The sequence below is a fragment of the Levilactobacillus zymae DSM 19395 genome (genome assembly GCF_001434115.1).
Taxonomy (GTDB): Bacteria; Bacillota; Bacilli; order Lactobacillales; family Lactobacillaceae; genus Levilactobacillus; species Levilactobacillus zymae.
The window spans coordinates 66,679-89,461 of sequence record NZ_AZDW01000050.1; the positions used below are offsets into that span (position 1 = coordinate 66,679).

The 22,783-nt window shown below is 54.0% G+C and carries 19 protein-coding genes; 9 read left to right on the forward strand and 10 right to left on the reverse strand.

Annotation, left to right across the window (positions count from 1 at the left end; translation table 11 throughout):
* A partial coding sequence (locus FD38_RS12880; protein ID WP_225430773.1) for a DUF5776 domain-containing protein occupies positions 1-1,441 on the forward strand: 1,441 nt, incomplete at its 5' end.
* 269 nt (positions 1,442-1,710) lie between these two features.
* Here the strand turns inward: FD38_RS12880 and FD38_RS10620 are convergent.
* Genes FD38_RS10620 through secA2 form a run of 7 tightly spaced genes read right to left on the reverse strand, consistent with a single transcriptional unit; the run spans position 1,711 to position 11,528 of the window.
* Positions 1,711-2,577, reverse strand: a complete 867-nt coding sequence (locus FD38_RS10620; RefSeq protein ID WP_057734029.1) for a hypothetical protein — start codon at positions 2,575-2,577, stop codon at positions 1,711-1,713.
* Positions 2,567-4,015, reverse strand: coding sequence for a glycosyltransferase (locus FD38_RS10625; RefSeq protein ID WP_057734031.1), 1,449 nt, complete (start codon positions 4,013-4,015; stop codon positions 2,567-2,569). Before FD38_RS10625 ends, FD38_RS10620 begins: the two co-directional genes overlap by 11 nt.
* Positions 4,012-4,764, reverse strand: coding sequence for an accessory Sec system protein Asp3 (gene asp3, locus FD38_RS10630; RefSeq protein ID WP_057734033.1), 753 nt, complete (start codon positions 4,762-4,764; stop codon positions 4,012-4,014). The genes FD38_RS10625 and asp3 overlap by 4 nt, the downstream gene beginning before the upstream one ends.
* A complete protein-coding gene (gene asp2, locus FD38_RS10635; protein ID WP_057734035.1) occupies positions 4,761-6,344 on the reverse strand; it encodes an accessory Sec system protein Asp2 in 1,584 nt (527 codons plus the stop codon). Before asp2 ends, asp3 begins: the two co-directional genes overlap by 4 nt.
* Positions 6,328-7,869, reverse strand: a complete 1,542-nt coding sequence (gene asp1, locus FD38_RS10640) for an accessory Sec system protein Asp1 (protein WP_057734037.1) — start codon at positions 7,867-7,869, stop codon at positions 6,328-6,330. Before asp1 ends, asp2 begins: the two co-directional genes overlap by 17 nt.
* Positions 7,870-7,881: 12 nt before the next feature.
* Entirely contained in the window at positions 7,882-9,117 is a 1,236-nt protein-coding gene (locus FD38_RS10645) for a hypothetical protein (protein ID WP_057734038.1), read from the reverse strand.
* A 14-nt stretch (positions 9,118-9,131) separates the two neighbouring features.
* On the reverse strand, positions 9,132-11,528 hold the full coding sequence (secA2, locus tag FD38_RS10650; protein ID WP_147007822.1) for an accessory Sec system translocase SecA2: 2,397 nt from the start codon (positions 11,526-11,528) through the stop codon (positions 9,132-9,134).
* Positions 11,529-11,601: 73 nt separating this feature from the next.
* Between secA2 and FD38_RS12825 the strand changes: the two genes are divergently transcribed.
* The 3 genes from FD38_RS12825 (at position 11,602) to FD38_RS10660 (ending at position 13,890) form a co-directional block, all read left to right on the forward strand.
* The gene (locus FD38_RS12825; protein WP_147007821.1) at positions 11,602-11,793 is read left to right on the forward strand and encodes a hypothetical protein; all 192 of its coding nucleotides are present in this window, start codon (positions 11,602-11,604) and stop codon (positions 11,791-11,793) included.
* 363 nt (positions 11,794-12,156) lie between these two features.
* The gene (locus tag FD38_RS10655; RefSeq protein ID WP_057734040.1) at positions 12,157-13,215 is read left to right on the forward strand and encodes a glycosyltransferase; all 1,059 of its coding nucleotides are present in this window, start codon (positions 12,157-12,159) and stop codon (positions 13,213-13,215) included.
* Between the two features lie 246 nt (positions 13,216-13,461).
* Entirely contained in the window at positions 13,462-13,890 is a 429-nt protein-coding gene (locus tag FD38_RS10660) for an Hsp20/alpha crystallin family protein (RefSeq protein WP_057734042.1), read from the forward strand.
* A 74-nt stretch (positions 13,891-13,964) separates the two neighbouring features.
* Here the strand turns inward: FD38_RS10660 and FD38_RS10665 are convergent, their stop codons facing one another.
* Together FD38_RS10665 and FD38_RS12950 are read right to left on the reverse strand one after the other, a co-directional pair.
* On the reverse strand, positions 13,965-14,813 hold the full coding sequence (locus tag FD38_RS10665; RefSeq protein ID WP_057734044.1) for an aldo/keto reductase: 849 nt from the start codon (positions 14,811-14,813) through the stop codon (positions 13,965-13,967).
* Between the two features lie 112 nt (positions 14,814-14,925).
* On the reverse strand, positions 14,926-15,084 hold the full coding sequence (locus FD38_RS12950; protein WP_170218393.1) for a hypothetical protein: 159 nt from the start codon (positions 15,082-15,084) through the stop codon (positions 14,926-14,928).
* Positions 15,085-15,260: 176 nt separating this feature from the next.
* Between FD38_RS12950 and FD38_RS10670 the strand changes: the two genes are divergently transcribed.
* From FD38_RS10670 to FD38_RS10690, 5 genes are all read left to right on the forward strand, one after another.
* On the forward strand, positions 15,261-17,615 hold the full coding sequence (locus tag FD38_RS10670; protein ID WP_057734045.1) for a cation-translocating P-type ATPase: 2,355 nt from the start codon (positions 15,261-15,263) through the stop codon (positions 17,613-17,615).
* A gap of 90 nt (positions 17,616-17,705) precedes the next feature.
* On the forward strand, positions 17,706-18,233 hold the full coding sequence (locus FD38_RS10675) for a DUF1836 domain-containing protein (protein ID WP_057734047.1): 528 nt from the start codon (positions 17,706-17,708) through the stop codon (positions 18,231-18,233).
* A gap of 122 nt (positions 18,234-18,355) precedes the next feature.
* Positions 18,356-18,781 carry a MarR family winged helix-turn-helix transcriptional regulator gene (locus FD38_RS10680; protein WP_057734049.1) on the forward strand — a complete coding sequence of 142 codons (426 nt, stop codon included), beginning with the start codon at positions 18,356-18,358 and terminating at the stop codon, positions 18,779-18,781.
* 144 nt (positions 18,782-18,925) lie between these two features.
* Positions 18,926-19,819, forward strand: coding sequence for an SDR family NAD(P)-dependent oxidoreductase (locus FD38_RS10685; protein WP_057734051.1), 894 nt, complete (start codon positions 18,926-18,928; stop codon positions 19,817-19,819).
* 15 nt (positions 19,820-19,834) lie between these two features.
* On the forward strand, positions 19,835-20,482 hold the full coding sequence (locus FD38_RS10690) for a nitroreductase family protein (RefSeq protein ID WP_371862765.1): 648 nt from the start codon (positions 19,835-19,837) through the stop codon (positions 20,480-20,482).
* 123 nt (positions 20,483-20,605) lie between these two features.
* Here FD38_RS10690 and FD38_RS10695 read toward each other — a convergent pair whose 3' ends face one another.
* Positions 20,606-22,399 carry a glycerophosphoryl diester phosphodiesterase membrane domain-containing protein gene (locus tag FD38_RS10695; RefSeq protein WP_057734056.1) on the reverse strand — a complete coding sequence of 598 codons (1,794 nt, stop codon included), beginning with the start codon at positions 22,397-22,399 and terminating at the stop codon, positions 20,606-20,608.
* Positions 22,400-22,783: the final 384 nt, after the last annotated feature.

Below are 22,783 nucleotides of genomic sequence, written 5' to 3' on the forward strand. Positions count from 1 at the left end.
TGAATCGGCAGATACGTCAATGAGTGTCGCCAGTCAGGAAGCTTCCGAATCTGCGGACGCCTCAATGAGTGTTGCGAGTCAGGAAGCTTCTGAATCAGCGGACACTTCCATGAGTGTTGCGAGTCAGGAGGCTTCTGAATCGGCCGACACCTCCATGAGTTTAGCTAGTCAGAGTGCTTCTGCTAGTGAAGCAAGTCAGAATACGCAAACCGGTGGCACCGGTGATAACGGGAATTCGTCCACTGGGACGTCAACCGGGACCACTACGACTACCACGACGCCAACCACCAGTCCTTCCGATGTCGTTTCGAATGGTAACGGTGGCCTGCAAACGGGTGAAGCGGGTGCAACGGTTAAGAAGACCAGCACCAAGATCAAGAGTGTTTCGGCTATCAAGAAGATTGGCCTGTACAAGTCACCAACCTTCTCCACCAAGGGTCGGATCACCTGGTACGCTAAGGAACCACGGACCAAGCAACCACAATTTGTTGTGATTGGTGAAGCCCGGTCCAAGAATGGCACGTTACGGTACAAGGTTCGCGACGTTAACCATGGGTCTAAGACTTATGGGTTGGTTGGGTACATTACCGCCAACAAGAAGTACGTCCGGAACACGTACTACCAGACGTTGACCACAGCAACCAAGAAGAAGACCAAGACGATTACGATCATCAATCCGAAGGGCGTGAATGCTTACAAGACGGCTTCACGGTCCGGTAAGGTGGCCCATTACCGTCAAGGTCAACAACTGAAGGTTAAGCGCATCGTGCACTACCACCTGACGACGCGGATCGAATTGACCAACGGCCGGTACATCACGGCTAACCGTCAATGGGTCAAGACCGGGAAGGTAACGTTGAAGCACACCAGTACTCAACGGCACATCAAGTCGGTCAAGCACGTTCAGGTCAGAGTAGCCGTTAAGGGCCGGTACACGCCAGTCGTTCACCGGTTGTCGCCAAGTCTGAGTTACTTGTCAGTAAGTCGGCAAACGTTGCGGCCACAAAATGGGCCAGCGGTTATCGCTCAGATCATGAGTCGGCCGGTAACACCAACGGCTCTGCGGACGGGTTACGTTCAGTTGTACAGCGTGCCCGTACAAAAGATGGGGCTGTACACGACGCCAAACTTCTCAGCAAAGACGCGGATTACTTGGTACGAGAATTTGCCACAGGCTCAGCAGCCAGTGTTCCTAATTCTGGGAACGGCCGTCTCAGCTAATGGGACGTTGCGGTTCAAGGTGCTCGACATTAATCCGGCATCCCCAACGTACGGTCAGGAAGGGTACATCACCGCTGACCAGAAGTACATGCGGATTATTCCAAGTGCTAGCACCCAACTAATAACTTACCGGATTCCGGCAAGAACGTTGGCTAGTCTAGGCTGGATGTACGACAGCAACCAAGTTCTTCGGTACGTGGTCACACCGGTTGACCGGTAACCACGAGTCATCGTTAGTCTGACGGTCACGCGTTAATGACCACAGGCTACGTCAAAAACACGGTCATTCGTTCCTCAACAGGAGCGGATGACCGTGTTTTTTGGTTCTATATAAGAAGGGGACGCTGCCGGCGACTGAGACGATACGCTTAATCGGCAAAAATACCAACCCTCAGCGAACTTGTGACGTCCAGGAATAACTTCATGTAACTCAAAAAGAGACCCGTTAGAGCGCAATTCTCAGCGTTCTAACGGGTCTCTGCGTTTTACTTAAGCTTCGTCTGGAATAATTTGAGCCTTATCTAGTTTGATGTTGCGTAAAGCCAGCGCGTTGTACGCGGCCTGCGTCATCTGAACTTCTTGGATGTAGGTAATATCGTTGTTGAGAATTCCCAATAAGTTCCCTCGAACTTCGCCTTGTTCGTCAATCGGGTCTTCGGAGAGGCGCAGAATATTGTGGGATTTGGCGTAGCGTAGCGCCATCATTTCCATCCCCATGTAGCAGACGATGACTTGATCTTGGACCGTCAAGAGCTTAGCGACCTGCCGGCAAATGAACTCGTTTAGGTTATCGTAGTGCTCCAGGACCTCCTGGGTCTCGGGGTTTTCGATGGTAATGTAGTTCAGCACGTCTTCGTAGTAATAATACCGAATGACCGGTTGTCCCTTCAGGTTTAAAAAGTCGAATTCCTGGGGATGCCCTTCGTCGTAGAAGAGTTGGGTGTATTGCCGACCGTCCGTGGCGTATTCTTCGATGAGGTCGTTACTGCCATCCGGGTTGAAGTAGTCGATTTCCTTTACGGCCCGGTTGGTGTTGGGGTACAGCTTCAATTGACCAATGGGGGCACCATCGTATTCCAACGCACAGAAACCGTCGGCGTTCATCAGGATATTCGTCCCTGTCGGCACCGGGGCGCGGTTGAAGAAAAGGTAATCGTCCGGATTGTAAGTGGTCCGCTTGGTGATGAAGTCGTAAAGGTTCACGCTGTGCTTGATGCCTTGTTGGCGCATGGTCCCGGCAAAGTTTGGCGCGGAGCCAATCGACAATAGGTGCAGTTTATCCGTTTCAAGCACCCGTTTTTCCTGTTTCCAGATTTCAAAATTGGTATGAACACCATTAACTAATTCATAGCGCATCGACTAACTTCCTCCAATCTTCTGCAATCACGTGGTCCTGGTACCGTTGAACCAACTTGACGGTGTTGGCGCGCAACTGACCGTAATCCGCGGCCATCAACCGTTGGAGAGCTTGGTACAGTTGGTCAACACTGTAATCGGCGTCTTCGCGGTTGAAATCGGCTAAGAAGCCGTTTTGACCATCCGTCACGAGTTCCTGAGCCCCGAAACGAGCGTTGAACGTCACGATAGGGAGTCCGGCGTTGAGTGCTTCGATGTAGGTCAGGCCGAAACCTTCGGAATAGGACCCGGAGAGGTAGGCATCGTACTTAGGATATTCTTGATCCAGGTTCGCCGACTGGCCCTTAAGGGTGATGTAGTCGCTGGCGTGACCGTCTTCGATGGCCTGCTTGATTCGCTTCTGTTCTTCTCCGGCCCCGAAGATGTCGAGGGTCAGGTTAACGCCGTCTTCATCGTGTAATTTAACGACGGCCTTGACGATGAAGTCCACGTGCTTTTCAACGGCTAACCGGGAAGCGGTAACGAATTTGATGGGATCACCCGGCCGCTTGTTGAGGTCGATGGTGGGGTTGTCCCGCACACCCCCGACAGGGATGGTGACGATTTGGTCGTCGTGACCCGGGAAATCGATCAGCATGTCCTGCCGTTGCCGTTCGGTGGCGACGATGACCTTGTCGACCTGGTCCATGTGGGTCAGGAGATACTCGTTGTAGTTGTTAAAGAGTGGGTAACGGGGGTCCTTCCGGTTGTTCAACTGGTCGGCGTGAATCACGTCGATCACCTTGGTGGTTGTGGAATGCATGTTGAAGAGGGCCACCTCGGGGTCGATACCCCGGTCGATCATGTAGATGTTCTTTTCGTTATAGGCCAGGTTCAACCGTTCGAAGAAGTAACGAATCAATTGCATCCCGTTTGAGAAGAAAAGGTGTTCGCCACCGGCTTGGTGGTATAAGTGAATGTTACGGATGATGACCTTCCGGTGCTGATCATCATAAAACTGGAAGTCAGCCATTTTAAGACCGGTATTCATATTAAAGAGTTCCACGTGGTTGGAACCAACTAGTAGGATATTGGTCTTCTTATGCTTGTCCGGGTGCTTGACCATGTGATCGACGACGTGCAGACCGCTGGTCGTGTAGGTGTCACGCTTACGGTGGGTGTTGGTCGAATCAATCACCAGTTTGGTGTCTTGGGGGTAAAAGGTCTGGACGCCGTGCTTTAGGTAGTCCTCACCCAAAACGAAGTACTCCCACATGTTGATGACTTGGTCGTTCGCCAGGCCCCAGCGCTTCATGGGTGCTTGGAGGTCCCGGTTCAAGCGATAAAAGAGATAGCGGAAAGGTAGGCCGGCTTGGGTCAGGACCTTTCCTCGGTAGAATTCGGCGTGTTCGACCCCGGAATTGCCCATCCCGATGGTTCCGTTAACAAAAAATATCATTTTGGTTCCTCCCGAAGCATAAGTGTTTGCCAGTGCGCCAGCTTGGCTTGCCAGGCGGCCAGTCCCGAGTCTTCCCGGGACGTGGCGGGGTAGTTGGCCAAGAAGGTCATTAGCTCTTGGTTGATTTTATCGATCCAGTGGATGTTGCCCAACTGGTAGGGGGTGACATAGACCACTAAATTATCCCGGTTGGGCATTAGTAGCAGGGGCTTGGTCGCCCCCTGACGGACCACTAACGCGACGTGGGGTTGGGTGGCCCCCTTAGCCGTCGCGGTGACGCTCCCAGCGAATGAATCGACGGTGAATTGATAGGCCGCTTCCGTGGCGGCATCCATCAGCAGGAGATTGTGGAAGATGACCTGTTCGTGATGGGTGTTGACCAGTTCAATCGCGTAATCGATTGCCTCCGGGGGCATGGTAAAGTGGCCCTCGGTCCCGTCGAGAATCGTGTTACCGATGGTGTGGCCGTCCTCGTCCAGAAATTGGATACGCAGGTAGACCCCGCCGCCGGTGACGCTGATATGGCCGTGCAGAAAGTAGGTCGTATCCGGCCGAATCACCGGTAAATCGTTGGTCAGATGTTGGGCGGCAAAGTTCCGCTTGGAGCGCCACTGGTGAATCACCTCGCCGGGTGGCATTAACGGTGCCCGGTAGGTGACCACGCGCTCAGGCGAGACCGTGACCTGACAACCGTATTCGTAGGTATTGCGCAGGTGGGTCGGCCAGAGCAGTAAGTAAGCGAGACTCATGAAGACACCTCCTCAGTGACGAACTTGCGGTCGAATTCGGACGCCAGAATCATCTGGTATTGCTTGAAGAACCAGGCGTTCACGGCCGGCGTATCGTCGTTGTGCCGTCCCAGAATTCCCTTATGGAGGAAACGCATGTGGGGGAAGTGGGTGGTGGTCCACTCGAACAGCTGGTCAAAGGACGTATTGTCGAAGTCGTCCTGGTACATGTGCGCGATGGCGAAGGTGGTGTGGCTGAAGTCAGCCTGCCGGATTTTCTCCCAGACGCGGTCGTTTAGCTGCTGGGCGGTGGCTGGTGTGTCGTCACCGGTGTGGTAGAGCAGAAAGTCGAACGACGGTTGGAAGTCCTGGGTCCGCTTGATGCGCCCGTTGGTGGCGGTGGTCCCCAGGTTGATGAGGGGTTTACCGGCCACGATGGCTCGGGGACTTAGCTGGGCACCGTAGTACAGGCACGCGGTGGTTCCTTCGGAGATCCCCGAAAGAATCAGGTCGTCGGGGGCGAACCCCAGTTGCTTGAGCGTCGAATCGATGATCTGACGCATACCGGTCTCAAACTCGGGGGATCCCAGGTAGAAGCCACCCCCGTTGAGCCGCGGGTCGCTGACCAGTAGGAAGGGTGCCCCCAGCCGTTCCATCATGAAGTTTCCTTCAAAGTGGTCGGCCATGTTGAACCCACTGAAGTAGACGTTCAGGGGTGGTTTCATATCGCCAGCGTCGAAATAATAGTAAAAGTTGTCGTTAAAACTTTCCGGCGCGTGAAACAGGTGACCGCCCGGGAAAAGTTTGCCGAAATCTTCCCGGGAACGAGCGATGTGGACCAGGCCGATGTCGAGGTCGCCCTGCCCCTTTGCCAGAACGCTCAGGGTGTAGTAGAAGTCGGTGTCCCCTAAGTGCAGAGTCTTTCCCTCCGGATAGTCCGTTGGGTCGAAAACGATGGTGTGCAGGGGCTGGGGCGATTGCTGATTGATCAGGGTCAACTGGTAACGGACAGAAACGTCAGCCGAAGTCGCGCATTCGGCTTGAAAAGTCAGGTCGCGGTTACGCCCGGCGTATCCCTGAGTCTCCCAGATGGCGACGGGTTGAAAATCAAGGCCGAAGTTACCGGACAGATGCATCCGGTAACGGCCGTATCGTTTCAGTTGACCGTCAAAGCTGGAAAGAATCCGAAGACTTCCGTGGTCGAGCTTAAAGGCGTCTTGGCCGGGGAACCAGTCCCGGTTGATGGTGGTGGTCAGTTCCGTAGCGTCCGTCATGTCGATGGGAAAGGCCCCCTTGAGCGCGAACAGCTTTTGGGTGTCGGCGTCGAGGTCGACTTGGCGGTCATAGAGAATGTGATTGGCTGGTAAGGCGGCCAGGGTGGCGTAGTCGTTCCAGGTCGGGTCGTCAGTCGGCAACAGGAACAGGGCGTTGCGCCATTCCGGCGTGATGGCCCCGGTCTGGGTCAGCGCCAGTTGGGGCGCTTGATCGTCTTGCTGGTGGTCCGGATGGTAGACCCACTGATAGACGTCATCGAGCGTGTTGGGGTCGATGACCGGCCGACCGCCGAGTTGCACGACCGGCATTTTACGCATGTTCGCCATGGGTGATCACCCCTTTCCAATAAGCCAAAAGTTTCGGTTCCGCGAGGTTTTCGAGGTAGTTGATGCTCTTGACCAGGCTTTCGTTCCAGTGAATCAGGGTCGCCAGGTAGAAGTCGAGGGCGGCCGGTAGATCGGTTAAATGACTGACGATGAGGCCGTTCTCGTGGTCCGCAACGTACCCGGTCGCGACCCGGTTGATCTGGGGAATCCCGGCACTGATGGCCGCAATTTGGAGCTGTAAGTTGGGAATCTCGCCCAAGTCGATCAGCAGGCGGGCCCCACCAAGAATCTCCTGCCGATCGCTCTCAACCAAACGGTGACGCACGTGAATCCGCTGCAGATTATTGAGCGTGGTTTGAATGACCGCGGGAAGCTGATCGATTTGCGTCAGGGATTGGTGGTTCGCCAATTGAATCAAGAGGCTTTGGAGCAAGAGATACTCGGGCGAGCCCTCCGCAATGCCAGTGGCGGCGATGATGTGCTGCTGGAATTGTTGCGTGAGTCGGTCGGCGGAAACTTTGGAGGTGGCAATCACGGTGACAGCGTGGCGTTCGTCCTTGACCAACCAATCGGTCAGTTGTTGGGTCACAATCGCCTGCTCATAGATGGGCTGGTAATTGACGGCCCAGACGATAGTGGTTTCCGGTAATTCGGTACTGTTTCCCAGGGACAACGTGGTGGCGTAGGGCGAGACCACGTCGACAGGCACGTCCAAATTGGCGTTGACCTGGCGGAATTTTTTAGCCATTTGTTGCGTCGGGGCGATGACCCGTTCTAGTGCGGCGAAGAGGTTGTCGGGCAATGTCGGGGCGACCCGGGTGGCCAGGAGATAGGCGACCCGGTGTTTCTGGGCGATGGCCGTCAAGATGGAAGCAGTGACCGGGTCAGCGGCACTGATGATCAAGTCGTCGCGGTCCGCCAGATGAGCCTGGACCCGTTCAATGATTAGCTCTTCTAGCGACGCATAGGTCCGGGTGACCCGCCCATCGGCCGCGAGGAGGTCGACGTGATTGTCGGTGGTTCGGCGCATGACCGGCTGAGTGGCGGGGTTGAACCAGAGGGTCTCCAGGCGAGTATTGCGGTGATCGTAGGTCGTTTGCGTGGAGCAGAAGCCCCGGTCGTCATAGGTCCGAATGATTCGGGTCCGGTCGGGGTTGGTCAGGGTGACCTGGCTAACGAAACCGGCCGCGTGGAAGGTGACCTCACCTTGGATACGTTGATTGCGCACCAGCAGAACTTTGTCGGCCAGATAGACGAACTGGGTGCCCCGCGGTAAGTCGAGATCTTCGAGTCCCAGGGGTAACCCCTCAGCTTGATGGACCTGTTGCAGGTCGTCGAAGACGTTCCACCAGGGCAACGTGGTCAGATGATTGGCCTGCAACTGGTAGCGGAGCCAGGGCAGGGGTTGGAGTAAGAGCAGTTCGGTGCCCAATTGGTTGTGCATGAACAGCTGGGCTAACTTCACGATGGGATTATCGGTCAGTCGTAGCGCACTGCGGGACCATGCTGGAATAATGACGGTCATTGGGACACCTCCTTAGTCAAAAATCTGATACCGGTTTTTCGTAATCAGGCCGTGAATCTGGTCGGCGACCCCGATCGTCATCCCCGCCAAAATCATCAAGGACCCTAAGTATAGGGAGTAGTTCGCGGCGACGGGCCAGAAAAGTCCCACCAATAGGGGACCGACCCCGATGATCAGGGTGATGATACTGGAAATAAAGGTCAGCCGGTTGAAGTGTTGCATGATGGCGGCTTCCGTGGCGTCACCGGGATAGGTGCCTAGCAGGTAGTCATCACTTTCCTTGAGCGACTTGGCCTGGCGGGTCGGTTGTAGGTTGATGTAGCCGAACGCGTAGTTCAGAAGTAACAGAACGATGGTGTACATCAGCACCCCCTGAGGCGTCCGGTAGGAAAACCAGGTGGTAATGAAATGCTGTGCGGGGGTCGTCGGACCGACCGTCTGGTTGACGAAATACCGCGGTAGCATGAACAGCGAACTGGAGAACATGAACGGCATCCCCGCCGAGGTCAGAACTTTGATGGGCAGGTAGGAATTCGAGTGTTCCCGGTCGAGCATCGGTCGTTCGATGGGTAGCCGAAGTTCGGCGGCGTTGGTGATGACACTAAATAGAAGGAAGATGGCCCCGACGACGATAGCGACGGTCAGGGTGGTGGCGTTGATCTTGAGGGTCACGGTCTCGGCGTCCCCGAACCCGTGGATCAGGTTGTTGGGGATGCCCCGAACGATACCGGGGATGATCAGCGCGACACTACTCCCAATCCCAATGGCGGCGTTCATGTTGGCCAGCCAGGCCACGAACAGCGCCCCGGCAATCAGAATCAGCATGGTGCCGACGAAGGTGATGTCGATATCGGTCCCGGCCAGGTAAAACGTTTGCAATGAGCCGCGGGTCAGATAGACCAGCTGAAAGGACTGGGCGATGGCCAGCAACAGCGTGATGCCGTACTTACCGAAGCTGACCTGGCGGGGACTCAGGTTACTGATGGCCTCATCGCCAATCGCCTGGACGGCCTGCCAGATGATCATGGCACTCATGAAGGGCCCCATCCCGACCGAGAAGAGCGTTTGGTTGGAGAAGTCACTCCCGGTCACCTTGCCGAAGAGTCGCAAAAAAGTCACGTGTTTAAGGGCGGCCTCGGCAGTCGTTAGATCCACGTTCGGGAGGGGAATCGTTTGGCCAGTGACGAAGACCGCTAAAATCAGGGCGGTCCAGCCCAGGCTGGTTAGAAATTCACGATAACGATGCACAACAAATCACCTTTCTAAGGATAGGTCACATCAATGCTCCCGTCCGCTTTAAATTGAAATTCCGATAAGAGGAGATTTTTGACGGCCTGGTGGGCAAAGGATTGTTTCATCTCGGCAAAGGCCTTGCGACCGTCCTTCAAGTATTCCAACAGGGGGTCGTGTTGGGCCGTACTCCGGCTGGTGGCAATTTGACGCAACTGTTGGAGCATGTCGACCTGGTCGATCCAGGCGTTGTCGAGCGACTTCAAAAGGCACATCCGCTCGAAGTATACCTGTTGGTCTTGGTTAATATTTTCGAATTTTTTCTGGAGTTGGTCAACCATTAGTTTCTGTAAAAATGGGACCGTTTGTTTTGGCCGGTCGGGTTGCCAATCGTGGTCGATCACGTTGGCGACGACCAGGTGGTTATCGATGGTGTTCAACACGTAGTCGGCCATGTCGCTACGGGTCGGTTGGGGATGCTGCTGCATGAACGACCGGGCGGCCATTTTAAAGATGCTGGCCAGCTGGTCGTCGAGGGTCGGCACCGTCATGATCTGTTGGCGCGTGGCGTAAATGGTGTCTCGCTGGACCCGCATGATTTCGGCGTACTGGAGGGTCTGCGTCCGCGATTGTCGGTCGCTCTTTTCGGCGTTGTGCTGCGCTTGCGTGATGAGGTGATGGAACCGGTGCTTACCCCAGAAGGGCATTCGAATGCGGGGATTCCCCGCGCCCGGATGATCGCGCTTGTAGGCGGCTGCTCGGCGGCGGTACCGCCGCAGCCAGTTAGGCCCGTGTTCCAACAGAATCGAGTCCTCGATGGAGACCAGAAAGACGGCCTCGCCGGGGGCCCCTTGGCGGCCACTACGGCCCCGCAGCTGGTTGTCGACCCGCGCACTGTTCATCCGCTCGGTCCCGATGACCAGCAGACCACCCAATTCCTTGACGCCCTTTCCCAGCTTGATGTCGGTTCCCCGACCAGCCATGGAGGTGGCGACGGTCACGGCACCGAGTTGTCCGGCTTCCTTGACGATGAGGGCTTCCTTGGCGGCACTCCGTGCGTTTAGGAGGTTATGCGGAATCTCTTCACGCAGTAAGATCCGGGAGAAGAGGTTCGACAGGGAAACGGATCCGGTTTCGATTAGCACCGGACGTCCCTGATGATACGCTTGTTTGACCAGGTCCACGGCGTGCTCGAGTTTTTCCGACGTCGAATTGTAGAGCCGGTCGGGCAGGTCGATCCGCTGGGAGGGTTTGTTGGTCGGGATGGAGATGACTGACAGACGGTAGGTTTCCTGAAGCTCAGCTGCGTCGGTCATGGCCGTCCCGGTCATCCCACTCAGGTGACTGAACATGCGGAAGAGGTTCTGGAAAGTGATCGACGCCATGGTCCGGGTCTGGTTGCTGACCGGAACGGCTTCTTTGGCCTCCAGGGCCTGATGCAGACCGGCTTCCAGCTTCATGCCGGCCAGCTTCCGACCGTTGGAGAGGTCCAATAACGACACGCCATCTTCATCGACCACGTAATCGCGATCGCGGGTCAGCGTCTGGTGGGCTTTGAGGGCCAAAACCAGGTGCCGGTAAAGGGTCCGGTGGTGTTCGCCCAAGAGGTTTTCGAGCCCCAGGTACTCTTCCATGTGGTCGATTCCGCGGGGAGTGAACCAGACCTTTTTGTGGTCGTTGCTGCGTTCGAAGTCGATGTCTTCACGCAACAGGCAGATGACCTGGTCGGCGATTTCAAAGAGGTTGGACCGCACCCGCGGCGCCCCGGATATGACCAAGGGCATTTGGGCCGAGTCGAGGAGGACGGCGTCAATCTCGTCGAGAAGGGCAAAGTGGAACCCTTGCAAGAAGCGTTCGTCGGCACTTCCCGAGAGGTTGTCCATCAGGTAATCGAAGCCCAGGGTGGAGTTGGTGGTGTAGACGATGTCGGCCTGGTAGATCTTATGTAGGTTCCGGTCGTGCGGGTCTTCGCCGGTCGCGGGAACCCCCGCCACGGCGGTCAGGCCCAACCAACGGTAGACTTTCCCCATTTCCTGGGCGTCCCGGTAGGCCAGATATTCGTTGGCGGTGACCAGAAAGTTACCACTCCCGGTTAGGCCGTTAAGGTACATTGGCAGGGTGGCCGTCAGCGTCTTCCCTTCCCCGGTCTGCATCTCGGCGACGTTGCCGTCTTGCATGACCAAGGCCCCCAGAACCTGGACGTCGAAGGGAAACATCCCTAGGACCCGTCGATCGGCTTCCCGGGCGACCGCAAAGGCCTGGATTTTCAGTGAATCCAGGGATTTACCGGCAGCGAGCTGCTCGCGGAAGAGTTCAGTTTGTGATTTTAACTCCTTATCGGACATGTCCCGATACTTGGAAGCTAAGGCGGCTACGGCGCGCATTTGGCGGACGTATCTCTCAGGAGTGCGGTGATGTGTGAACGGCATCCTCATCATTTCTTTCCTTAAAAGTTGACCCAATTCATTGCTTTCAATTCTGTTTGATGGTTATAATTATAGCATGACCAGTAAAACAAATAAGGAAATGTTGAAAAGCGACATCTCCTCAAGAATGAAGCAGGAAGAGCACTACGTCAAGGTTCCGCCGGCCGAGAAGAAGTCGTCCGGGAAGACCTTGAACATCGTAATTTCGGTGGCCATTGCCATTATCGTGTTAGCGGGGATCTTGTACCCGTTGGTAAATCTGTTTTAGGGGGAAAACGGCGTCAAATGGGCCATCTTACAAGGCCCCTGTGAACTGGTTCTTGAGGGGTAGCGACGGACGCTAGCAAAACTAGTCGTCTATACCGATTATACTTGTTCTAAATGGTAAAGTGAAAGAAACCAGCAATTAAATGTTAAATATTATCGACTGTTTTAATCAGGAATCGAATCGGCGGTGTGAACACGCGGTCGGGGCGGTTCCTTTTGCTTGAGTTGATGATTGCTTTTCGGGGGTCAAAGTCGCTATAATTAAGCTATTAATGTGGTAAGTTCACGAGAAAAACCAGTCGTTTTGGGAACGGTTCCGCGCGGGCAGGTTCTGCGGCGCGAAACGGGATGGGAGATTGTGTTTATGCAAAAATGGATTACGGATATTGTGCAGGGGCGCACGTTTGATGCGACCCGCCAGGCCAAGCAGGATATTGCCAACATTGGGGCGTCCATGGGCTATCGAGTGGCCAACATTTTTCGCTACAATGACGTCGGCGAAGACGACGACGCCATGATGGCCCGCATTGACGGTATCACGGCCGCGGTGGGCCGAGGTGACATGCTGGTCTACCAGTTTCCTTCTTTAAATAGTGGACGGTTTGACAACCTGTTCGTCGACCAGATGCATCGGCGGGGCGTGCGGGTAGTCTGCTTGGTTCATGACGTGGGGACCCTGCGTGACCAACAGGCACCGACCTGGATCGACGAGATCGGTTACTTCAATAAATGTGACGTGCTGATCGTCCATAATCGGTTGATGGCCGACCGCTTGCGCGAACTCGGTGTGACGGCACCGATGGTCAACCAATATTTGCTGGACTATCTCGACGATAACCACGACGAGGACCGCTACGAGACCAAGCCGGAAGACTTCCAGCGCGGTGTGGTCTTAGCCGGAAACATCCTTAAATCCCGTTACCTGGCCGACTGGAACAATGAGACCCCGATTACCGTGTTCGGAGTGACCGACGACGACTTGGATAAGAAACTCGACGCTAATCCAAAGATCGATTTTCGGGGTCAACGGTGGCGTTGGGACCTGATTCAGGAGATGCCACGTGAATTTGGCTTGGCCTGGGACAGCGATACGTCGAGTTACAAGTACAACGACTACACGCGGTATAACCATCCGCACAAGGTGTCGATGTATCTGGGCCACGGGTTGCCGGTGATCATCTGGCGGCAGGCCGCGGTGGCCGACATCATCGTGAACAACGGTCTGGGTATCGCCATCGACAGCCTGGATCAAGTCGATGATGCCATCCATAGCATCTCGGATCAAGACCTGGCACAGATGCTCCATAACGTTGGGGAGTTCGGCAAACTAATTCGGGATGGTTGGTTCACCCGGCAGGCACTCCAGGAAGCAGAAATGAAGCTACTGTCGCCGCAATTTGAGATTCCAGCAAAATTAAAATAATAATGGTGGGGAGTCACGGCATTCGCCGTGACTCCTTTTTTGATATAGTTTGACCTTTTTGACGGAATAGTTGCTTTTCCCCCGACCGGTGTTAAGATGATGGACAATTGTTGCTTATACAGCAGGGTAATCAGCACAAAATTAGCACTCTATAAAACGAGTGCTAATTATTTGCTTTTCTGACCAATGCTGACTATTATAGAAAATGTAAAGAGAAACAAAGAACTTTGAAAGGGGTTATTGAGTATGACCAACGAAATGATGAACCGGAACGATGATTTGTTTAATCCAATGAATTTCTTTAATGAAGTGGGTAATTTGGGCCGCGATTTGTTTAACGGAACCGATAACCCAATGAAGACTGACGTGGTCGAACACGATAAGGACTACCAAGTTACGGCGGAAATGCCGGGCTTCAAGAAGGACGATATCCACGTCGATTATCGGGACGACACGTTACGGATTTCCGGGACGTCTAACGTCGATGAATCAACCAAGGATGACAAGGGCCGCGTTTTACGGCAAGAACGTTCTAGTCAAAACGTTTCCCGGGCCTTCTACCTGCCAAACATTGACCTGAAGCACGTTAACGCCAAGTACGATAATGGTATCTTAACGTTGACCTTGCCGAAGGAAACCGAAGCGGAAGATCACCACAAGATTAGCATCGATTAATCGAATGACGACTAAAAAAATGGCGTTGCCGCCCAGTCTGTGAGCTGGGGGCAACGCCATTTTTGGGTTTAACTTTAATATTGTTTCCCGGTTTCGTACACGATTTCCGGTTCGTTTCCGGTCCGTTGGTTCTTGTTCAACAGGTCGATCATCGACAGTTCGTCGTCGCTCAACTCGAAGTCAAAGACCTGGGCGTTTTCCACGATGCGTTCGGCGTGCTGGGACTTCGGAATCGGTAAGATACCGTGTTGGAGTTCCCAGCGTAAGATGACCTGGGCCACGGACTTGTGGTGGTGGTCACCGATCTTCTTGATCATCGGGTCGCCTAAAACGGCACGGCGCCCCAGGGGACTCCACGCCTCGGTGACGATGTGGTTTTCGGTGTCGTAGTCTAATAAGGCTTGTTGATTCAGGTAGGGGTGGTATTCGACTTGGTTGACCACCGGCATTTCCTTGGCCTGGGTGGCTAAGAGTTCGAGGTGGGCAACGGTGTAGTTGGACACCCCAATCGACCGCACTTTACCGTCGGCCTTGAGCTGTTCCATGGCCTGCCAGGTGTCGAAGAAGTGTTCGCGCACCGGCCAGTGGATCAGCAAAAGGTCCAGGTAGTCGGTTTGGAGACGTTTGAGGGACCCTTCCACGGCCTTGAGGGTCTCGTCGTAACCCTGGACGGCTTCGGCGACCTTACTGGTCAAGTACAGGTCGGGCCGCGGTAGGGCCAACGTTTTGAGGGTGTTTCCCAGGATGTCTTCGTTGCGGTAGAGCATCGCGGTGTCAAATAAACGGTAGCCGGCGTCCCACGCGGTCTGAATGGTGGTATCCATGGTGGCTTGATCACTGAGTAGGTAGGTCCCGAAGCCGAACTTGGGAATCTGGTGACCGTCGGCGAGGGGCCGGGTTTCGGTAATGCTGGATAATGTCATAAATGTGTCCTCCTTAGCGGGCAAGCCCGTTGTTTCTGTTGGGCGTCGAGGCGCCTAATAAACTAATTTTAGGTGATAATCGTTTAAATGACAACGCTTACTTTTACGCAACTCAGTGGCGACGAAACTGGTCGTAGAGGTTCACACTGGCCTCGAAGAGCATACCCGCGGTCATCAGCCACATGGCCAGCATGTTTTGGTGCGCCAACATACAGCCCAACAAGATCAGATACAAGACAAACAAAATCAGGGACGTTGATTTATGTGCCATGAAAAATTCCTCCTTCGTTAATTGTTTCCGCCTTCATTTAACCACTCTCCAGCCGGTCTGTTAAACTGCTAGCGATTCGTTTAAGAAGCGAAAAAATTAAACAGATAACGGGTGAGTGGTCAAATAATCTTGTACAATATGGGTAAAAGCGGTACCAATTTAAGGAGGTCTGGGCCATGGCGACAGTTGAACAAGATGCACAAACGCCACCGTTGACGCGCGGGTTAACGGCTGCCGAGGTGACCACGCGGATCGAGCAGGGCCTAAAGAATGACCCGGTCCCGCCGCTCACGCGGAGTGTCAAACAGATTTTTCGGGATAACTTACTCACGCTCTTTAACTTAATTAATTTAGTTTTGGCCGGCCTGGTCCTCATGACCGGCAGCTATAAAAACCTCCTGTTCATCGGGGTGGTGGTGGTCAACACCGGAATCGGCATCTTTCAAGAAATCCGGTCCAAACGCCAGGTCGACCACTTGGCGTTGCTGTCGGAAGGTCTGATTCGGGTTCGCCGCGACGGAGAAACCACGGCGCGGCACCAAGACGAAATCGTCCAGGACGACTTGCTAGAGGTCGGTCGGGGGGACCAGCTACCGGTCGACGGTCTGATCCGTGAAACCACGGGCCTGGAGGTCGACGAGTCCCAGATCACCGGGGAGTCGACGCCGATTACCAAGCGCACCGGCGATACCCTGATTTCCGGCAGTGTTTTACTGGGCGGTAAGGCGGTGGTGCAGGCCACGCAGGTCGGGCAAAGCAGCTTCGTCGAACAGTTGGCCCACTCGGTCAAGCAACAGCATCGCACCGCCAGTCAATTACTGGATACCATTAATCGAATTATTAAAATCTTGACCATCGTCATTATTCCGTTGGGCATCCTGTTGTTCATCGCGTCGCTGGTCAAGGGCCAAGACACCAACCGGGCCATTCTGGGCACGGTCGCCGCGATGGGTGGGATGATCCCGCAGGGGCTGGTCCTGTTAACGTCGGTAGCCTTAGCGGCGGGGGCCTTTACCCTGGGCCGTAAAAACGTGTTGGTTCGTGAATTACCCGCTATCGAGGCACTGGCCCGAGCGGATGTTTTATGTCTGGATAAGACCGGGACCATTACCAGTGGCAAGCTGAAACTAGAACGATTGGATCCGGTGGGGGCCACGGAGCTGACGACCGTTCAGACAATCCTGGCGCAACTGGTCGCGGCCACCGGCGACGATAATGAGACCGCCCAGGCCGTGCAAACCGCGCTGGGGACCCCAACGGTCACCACCGCGGGGGAAGTTCTCCCGTTCTCCTCGGGACGGAAATGGAGCGGGGCCCAGTTGGCCGGCCAAGTCTACGTGATGGGCGCACCCGAGTTTATTTATGACCAGGTGCCCACCGCCGTGCAGAAGCGGATTCAGGCCTTGGCCGCCCAGGGGTACCGGGTCCTGTTACTGGCGCAAGTCGACCAACTGACCACGCCCCGGCCGGTAAATCCCCAGGCGCTAGCGTTAATTTTGATCACCGACGAATTGCGGCCCCACGCCGCGGACACCTTTGATTTCTTCGTGACCCAGGACGTGGCCCTAAAGGTCATCTCGGGGGATAATCCCGTGACCGTGGCCAGCATTGCCCAACGTGCCGGGATTCCGGGCGCCCAGGCACTAGTGGATATGAGTCAGGTGGGCGAACAGCCCGACTACGACCGACTGGTGGCGACCTATAACGTCTTTGGTCGGGTCACGCCCCAGCAAAAGGAGGGCTTGATCAAGGCCTACCAGGCGGCCGGCCATACGGTGGCCATGACCGGGGACGGGGTCAACGACCTGTTGGCCTTGCGGCAGGCCGACTGTAGTATCGCCATGGCGTCGGGAAGTGAGGCCACCAAGAGTCTGGCCGATTTCGTTTTGATCAATTCGAACTTCGACGCCATGATCAACGTGTTAAACGAAGGCCGTCGGGTCATCAACAACATCGAGCGGGTGGCCTCGCTCTTCCTGATCAAGACCATGTATTCGGTGGTCCTGACGCTGATTTTCATCTTCATGAGTCGCAGCTACCCGTTCGAGCCAATCCAATTGACGCCCATCTCGTCACTAATGGTCGGGATTCCCACGTTCTTCTTGGCCTTACAGCCGAACTACACGCGCATTGCCGACCGGTTCATGAAGCAGGTCATGGAGATTGCGGCTCCGGCTGCGGTCTGTGTGGTGGGCTACATCCTGGTGATCATGGCCATCGGCACCCAGTTCCACCTGAGCTTCGCGACGACCTCGACGTTAAGCGTCCTAATGACCGGGCTGGTCAGCTTAAACGCGTTACTGATGGTTGCCCGGCCGTTGAACCGGTTCAAGATTGCGTTGGTGCTGGTGATGGCGGCGCTGTTTGCGGTCATCTTCCTCTTCTTCGGCAAGCTGTTCTCGCTGGTCGACCTCTTGAATTGGCAGTTGGCGTTGTTGTACCTCCCGTTGATGATCAGTGTGCAACCCGTCTTTTTACTGGTTCAGGCGGTGCTGGGCAAACGCATCCTAAGCCGAATTCGGTGGCGTTAGCTGAAAATGATAAAGTTAGTGATTAGCTAGTCACAAAGACTAGGTAACGTGTTATAATGACACCAAACAACCGAAGGGCAGGGAACGACGATGGCAGATTTTAATCAATACACCCGCTGGGAAACGCAGATGCACGGGGTTAAGCTCCCCCGGTGGGACGACTTACCCAAGTTTGATTTGTACATGGATCAGGTCACCGCGCTAGTCAACGAGGTGTTGGGACCGTTGGGCGTGGATACCATCACACCGGCGATGATCAACAACTACGTGAAGCACAAGGTGATTTTAGCGCCGGTCAAGAAGAAGTATCAGACCATGCAACTGACGGATATTTTGATGATTAGTCTGCTCAAGCCGATGTTCCAGACGGACACGGTCCGCACGGGGATCGACCAGATCACGGCGGGCGATTACCCGAAGCAGGCCTACGACAACTTTATTGGGAGCCTGGAGGACCGGTTACACCACTTGGGTGAAGACCAGGTTCAACCGGCTGCCAAAAACTTAAACGAAAAGCTGATGCAGGTTGCGGTGGACGCCGTGGTCGCACGCTTGCAATCGGAGAAGCTGTTGACCATGATCAAGCGGCCGTTACGTAAGGTTGAAAAAACGAAATAATGACTAAACGGGCGACCAGGGGGTGGCCCGTTTTTAGTGGCTAGTGGGTGTGACTTTACTTTGAAAAATGGTGAGCGTATTCTTAAGAAGACGACTCACCGTCGAGCGAGGAGGGGCGACCCATGACCATTACCGAATTAGTGGATTTGTTGTATCAATTGAAACTGGCCGATTTGAACGTGACCAGTCTCTTTAAAAATCAGACGGGCTTTAACCTGACCCGCTACGTCATCCTCCTGTTCTTAAAGAAAAATGGACGGACCACGCAAGGGAGTCTGCAACGGAAACTCCAGATTGATAATGCCGCGGTAACCCGACATTTGAAAGAACTTGAAGAGCAGGGACACGTGACGCGTGAGCGAAATCCACAAAACAACCGTGAAGTGTTGGTGACCTTGACGGCTGCCGCTCAACAGGAATTGAAACATTGTGGAGAGACGCCGGCGGATAAGATTTTATTGGCATTCTTTGGGGAACAGTTCACCCCGGCGGAAATCGCCCAACTGGCCGGACTATTACAGCGTTTAAGCAACTTGAATTTATCGTAGATCACGGTAACGGGGTCTATTTTTTTAGATTTATTTTGTGAATACGTTTACATAAAAACGCTTTCATGTTATATTTGACTTGTCAATAGTTGACGTGTCAATCGTACGATTTCAACTTAATTTGAATGAAGAGGCGAACTGGACATGAAAGATTTTAAAGACAAAGTGATGTTTATTACCGGCGCCGCTCACGGCTTTGGCGAGGTTTTAGCCAAAGAAGGGGCACGACGGGGCATGAAAATTGCCATGGCCGATATTGATGAGCCAGCGTTAACTAAGGTCTATCAGGATATCCAAACGGTCACTCCGGACGTGTTGATGGTTGTAACCGATGTCACAAAGGAGAATGAGGTCGACGCTGCCATTGCGCAGACCATGACTAAGTTTGGACGCATCGATTTGTTGATCAACGATGCCGGCGTTGCGGTGCCCGGAATGGTCTGGGACCTTCCGAGTCGCGATTGGGAATGGATTATCCATACCAACCTGATGAGTCAGGTCTACACCATGCAAAAAGTGATTCCGATTATGCGGCAACAACAAACGCATGGGGCCATCATTAACGTTTCATCGTATGCCGGACTGGTCTCAACACCGCTGATGCCAGCCTATTACGCCACGAAATTTGCTAGTGTCGGAATGACCGAAGGTATTGCTTACGACCTGCAACAACATCAGATTGATATTGAGATGCACGTCTTTTGCCCGGCCTTTGTTCAAACTGATTTATACCACTGCGAACAGCACCGCCCGGCCCAATATACCGATGCCACGGACCCTTACTATCAAAGTCAAGCTTACCGCGATGGTCAGAAGTTTGCGAAGCACGATATTACGACGGGGATGCCCATCGATAACATTGCAAACATCGTCTTTACGGCCCTGGAAAAGAACCAATTTTACATTCTCAGCCACCCGTCCTTGAATCCGATGATTACCAAGCGGACGGAACGGATCGTTGAAGGGCAGGGCCCGGACATTAACTTTGTCGGCCAGTTCATGCAATCATTAAGTCAAGCCAACCAAACGGATCAATAAAAGGAGATCATGATGATGGATACCACTAAATCGATGACTAACGATAGTTATACTGAAGTGATGTTGAAACGCCAGTCAGTTCGGAAGTTTCAGCCCGACGTTAAAATTCCACGGACTGAATTAACGGAATTGCTCAAGGAAGCCACCACGGCCCCTTCAGCCTGCAACCTGCAGTCCTGGCACTTTGTGGTTTGTGACGACGAAGCGGGGAAGCAAAAGGCCCATTCACTGGTCATGCCGTTTAACTTTCCCCAGACGGATACCTGCTCGGCCATCGTCTTTGTCTTAGGGGATACCCAATCTCACGAAAAATACCGGGACGTGTGGAACAAGATGTGTGACGAAGGCCGGATTACGCCGGAAAAGCGTGATGAGGTCTTCCAGACGTTCTTGCCGCTGTACGAACACGCCGACCGTGATTTCTTGGTGAAGGATAGTACGATCGATGCCAGCATGGTTTCGATGCAACTTTTGTTGGCTGCTCGGGCGCACGGCTACGAGGCCAATCCGTTGGCCGGGTACAATGCCGCTAAGATTGCCCCGACTTTTGGCTTAGACGCGGAACGTTACGTGCCCGTCATGGCGATTGCGATTGGTAAGCCAGCGGAAAAGCCGATTGAATCCATCCGCTATGACGTGACGGATTTAACGGATTTTGCTTAAGCCTAAACACAATTAACGAATCTGAAAAAACGGTGAACTTACGTCGCGACGTGAGTTCACCGTTTTTAGATTGGTTCATGATGTTTGATAGGATAAACGTGGTCAGTGAACGGGGTTAAACGCTTATTGCGTCTGAGTTTCTAGGCTCAACTCGTTCATGAAGGCCAGTAACAGGTTGGCGTAACTCGGGTGGTCCGTGTTGTTGCGGATTTCGCCCTGCATCTCGTGGAGGTTATCCGTGATGATGCCGTTGACGCCCAGAAACATCATCTGGTCCAACTGGGTGATGTCGTCAATATCCCAGGCGTAGACCTTCTGGTGGTGCTTGGCCGCCTGGTCGATGAAGTTATCGTTTAACGTCGTGGCTTCCATGGTGTAGGCGTTCGCATCGGTGTACGGGAAGGTCAGGTTGTACGGCAGGATATAGCTGACGAACAACTTCGGGTCTTCGCGCCGCAGCGCCGTCATGATCCGGTAACTTAACGTGTGGACCTGGTCGTGGTTTGCCAGGAGGGTGGCCCCGTAGCGGTCAACGAAGCGTTGGGCCACGTCCGGCGTGGTGGCCGAATTGGTCTTGATCTCCACCAGTAACTTCTGGTGGTGGGCAATCGCGGCCTTGAGGTAGGCGTCGAAGCTCGGAATCTTGGCCTGGTAGCCGTTTTCGGAGACCGTGATGTTGGTCAGTTGTTTGAGGGTTAGCTTCGCGACCCGGCGGTTAACGTTGGCCAGCGCCTTCAGGTTGGTGTCGTGCATCACCACGAATTGGTGGTCCTTGGTCTGCTGGATATCCATTTCCACGTAGTCCGGTCGTTCCTTGCTGGTCTTGACCAGCGCCGGAATCGTGTTTTGGACGCCGTTACCGTTGTCGACACCGCGGTGGGCGATCGTTAACGGCTTACTGATGGCAAGGCCGTTGAGGTAAACCAGGTTGAACGTGACCAACATGGCGGAGATGATGACTAACCCGGTGATGATCAGCACGCGGGTCCGCCGTTTGGTCCGGGCCGGTTCGTGGAAACTTAGCAGCATCATCGGCGTGGGTTCGTGGTCGGCGTGACTGCTGAGGATGATGGACATGAACAGGATGGTCGCGTAGCAGACGATAAATTCCGTCAGGACTTCCATCAAGAAGAGGTTGGTCGTGGCGGCGAATAGCGCGACTTTAGTGGTATCGAAGTAGAGTTGCCCCAGGTAGATCAGGGCGTAGGCCACGGCCACGAACAGGCTGACCATGGCCAGGGTGACCAGCATCCGGCTGACGTAGCGCCAGAAGTTAAAGCGGGTGGCCCGCCAGCTTTCGCGGATGGCCGCACGGCTATGGTACTGGTCCAACATCATTAAGGGTAAGACCGCAATCAAGCGAATCCCCAGATAAATGGCGGCGGCGTAGAACAGGATTAGCGCCGTGGCCCAAACGGGGTTGGCCATTAAGTAAGTAGTAATGAAACTCGGAATTTTAGCCTTGTTCAACAGGGGCGTGGAGAACAGGATGCTGCCAAACGGCATGATGATCAGGAAGTAACCGATGAAGAACAGGAAGGTGCTGGGGGAGGCGTCCGTCAGGCTGGTCACGGTCGTCCGCAATAACTCGCGGGTGGTTCGTGGTCGGCCTAAACGAATGTTGCGAATCCCTAACAGTAGAAAGGCAAATTGCCAGTAGACCAGTAACATGATAGCTAACAGAATCGCTAACAGGCCAATCACGGCGATCGGATGCTTCAAGATGATACTTCCCAGGTTGGTATACGACACGTAAGGAATCCGTTGCCAACGTAAGAGCGTGGCGGTCAGCCAACTAAAAACGGGGATGGCACAGTAACTGATGATGACGTTGGTCAGAAACACTAACGACACGTAGCTTCCCCAGTGTTGCCAGAAATGGCGGGTACTTTGGCGCCAAAAGGCCCAAGCTTGCATGATTGATCCAACTCCTCTTTCCCATAGCCCCCGATTAGGACGACGAGGGGGCCGAGGTAATCGGGAAAAGTGGCTTTATCCCCTAAATTTACCACACTTCGGGTTAAGGCAGGGCCCCTTTCCGTTCTCAATAACGACTGGTTACGGATGAAAGCCATGAAAAAACGGGTCGATGTGAGTGAATTCACACGGGGGATGCCGCAAATTTTTAAATTTATTTTGAAACATTATTGTATGCGCTTACAACTCAATCAATTAAAGAACTTGTCATGGCGCGAGTTAAACCGTTTGCACAGAATTTTGTGATGTTTTGAACACAAAGCAGTTGACGTTTGAAAAAATGATGGTAAACTAAGACTCGTGAATAAGTTAACAAGATGTTTT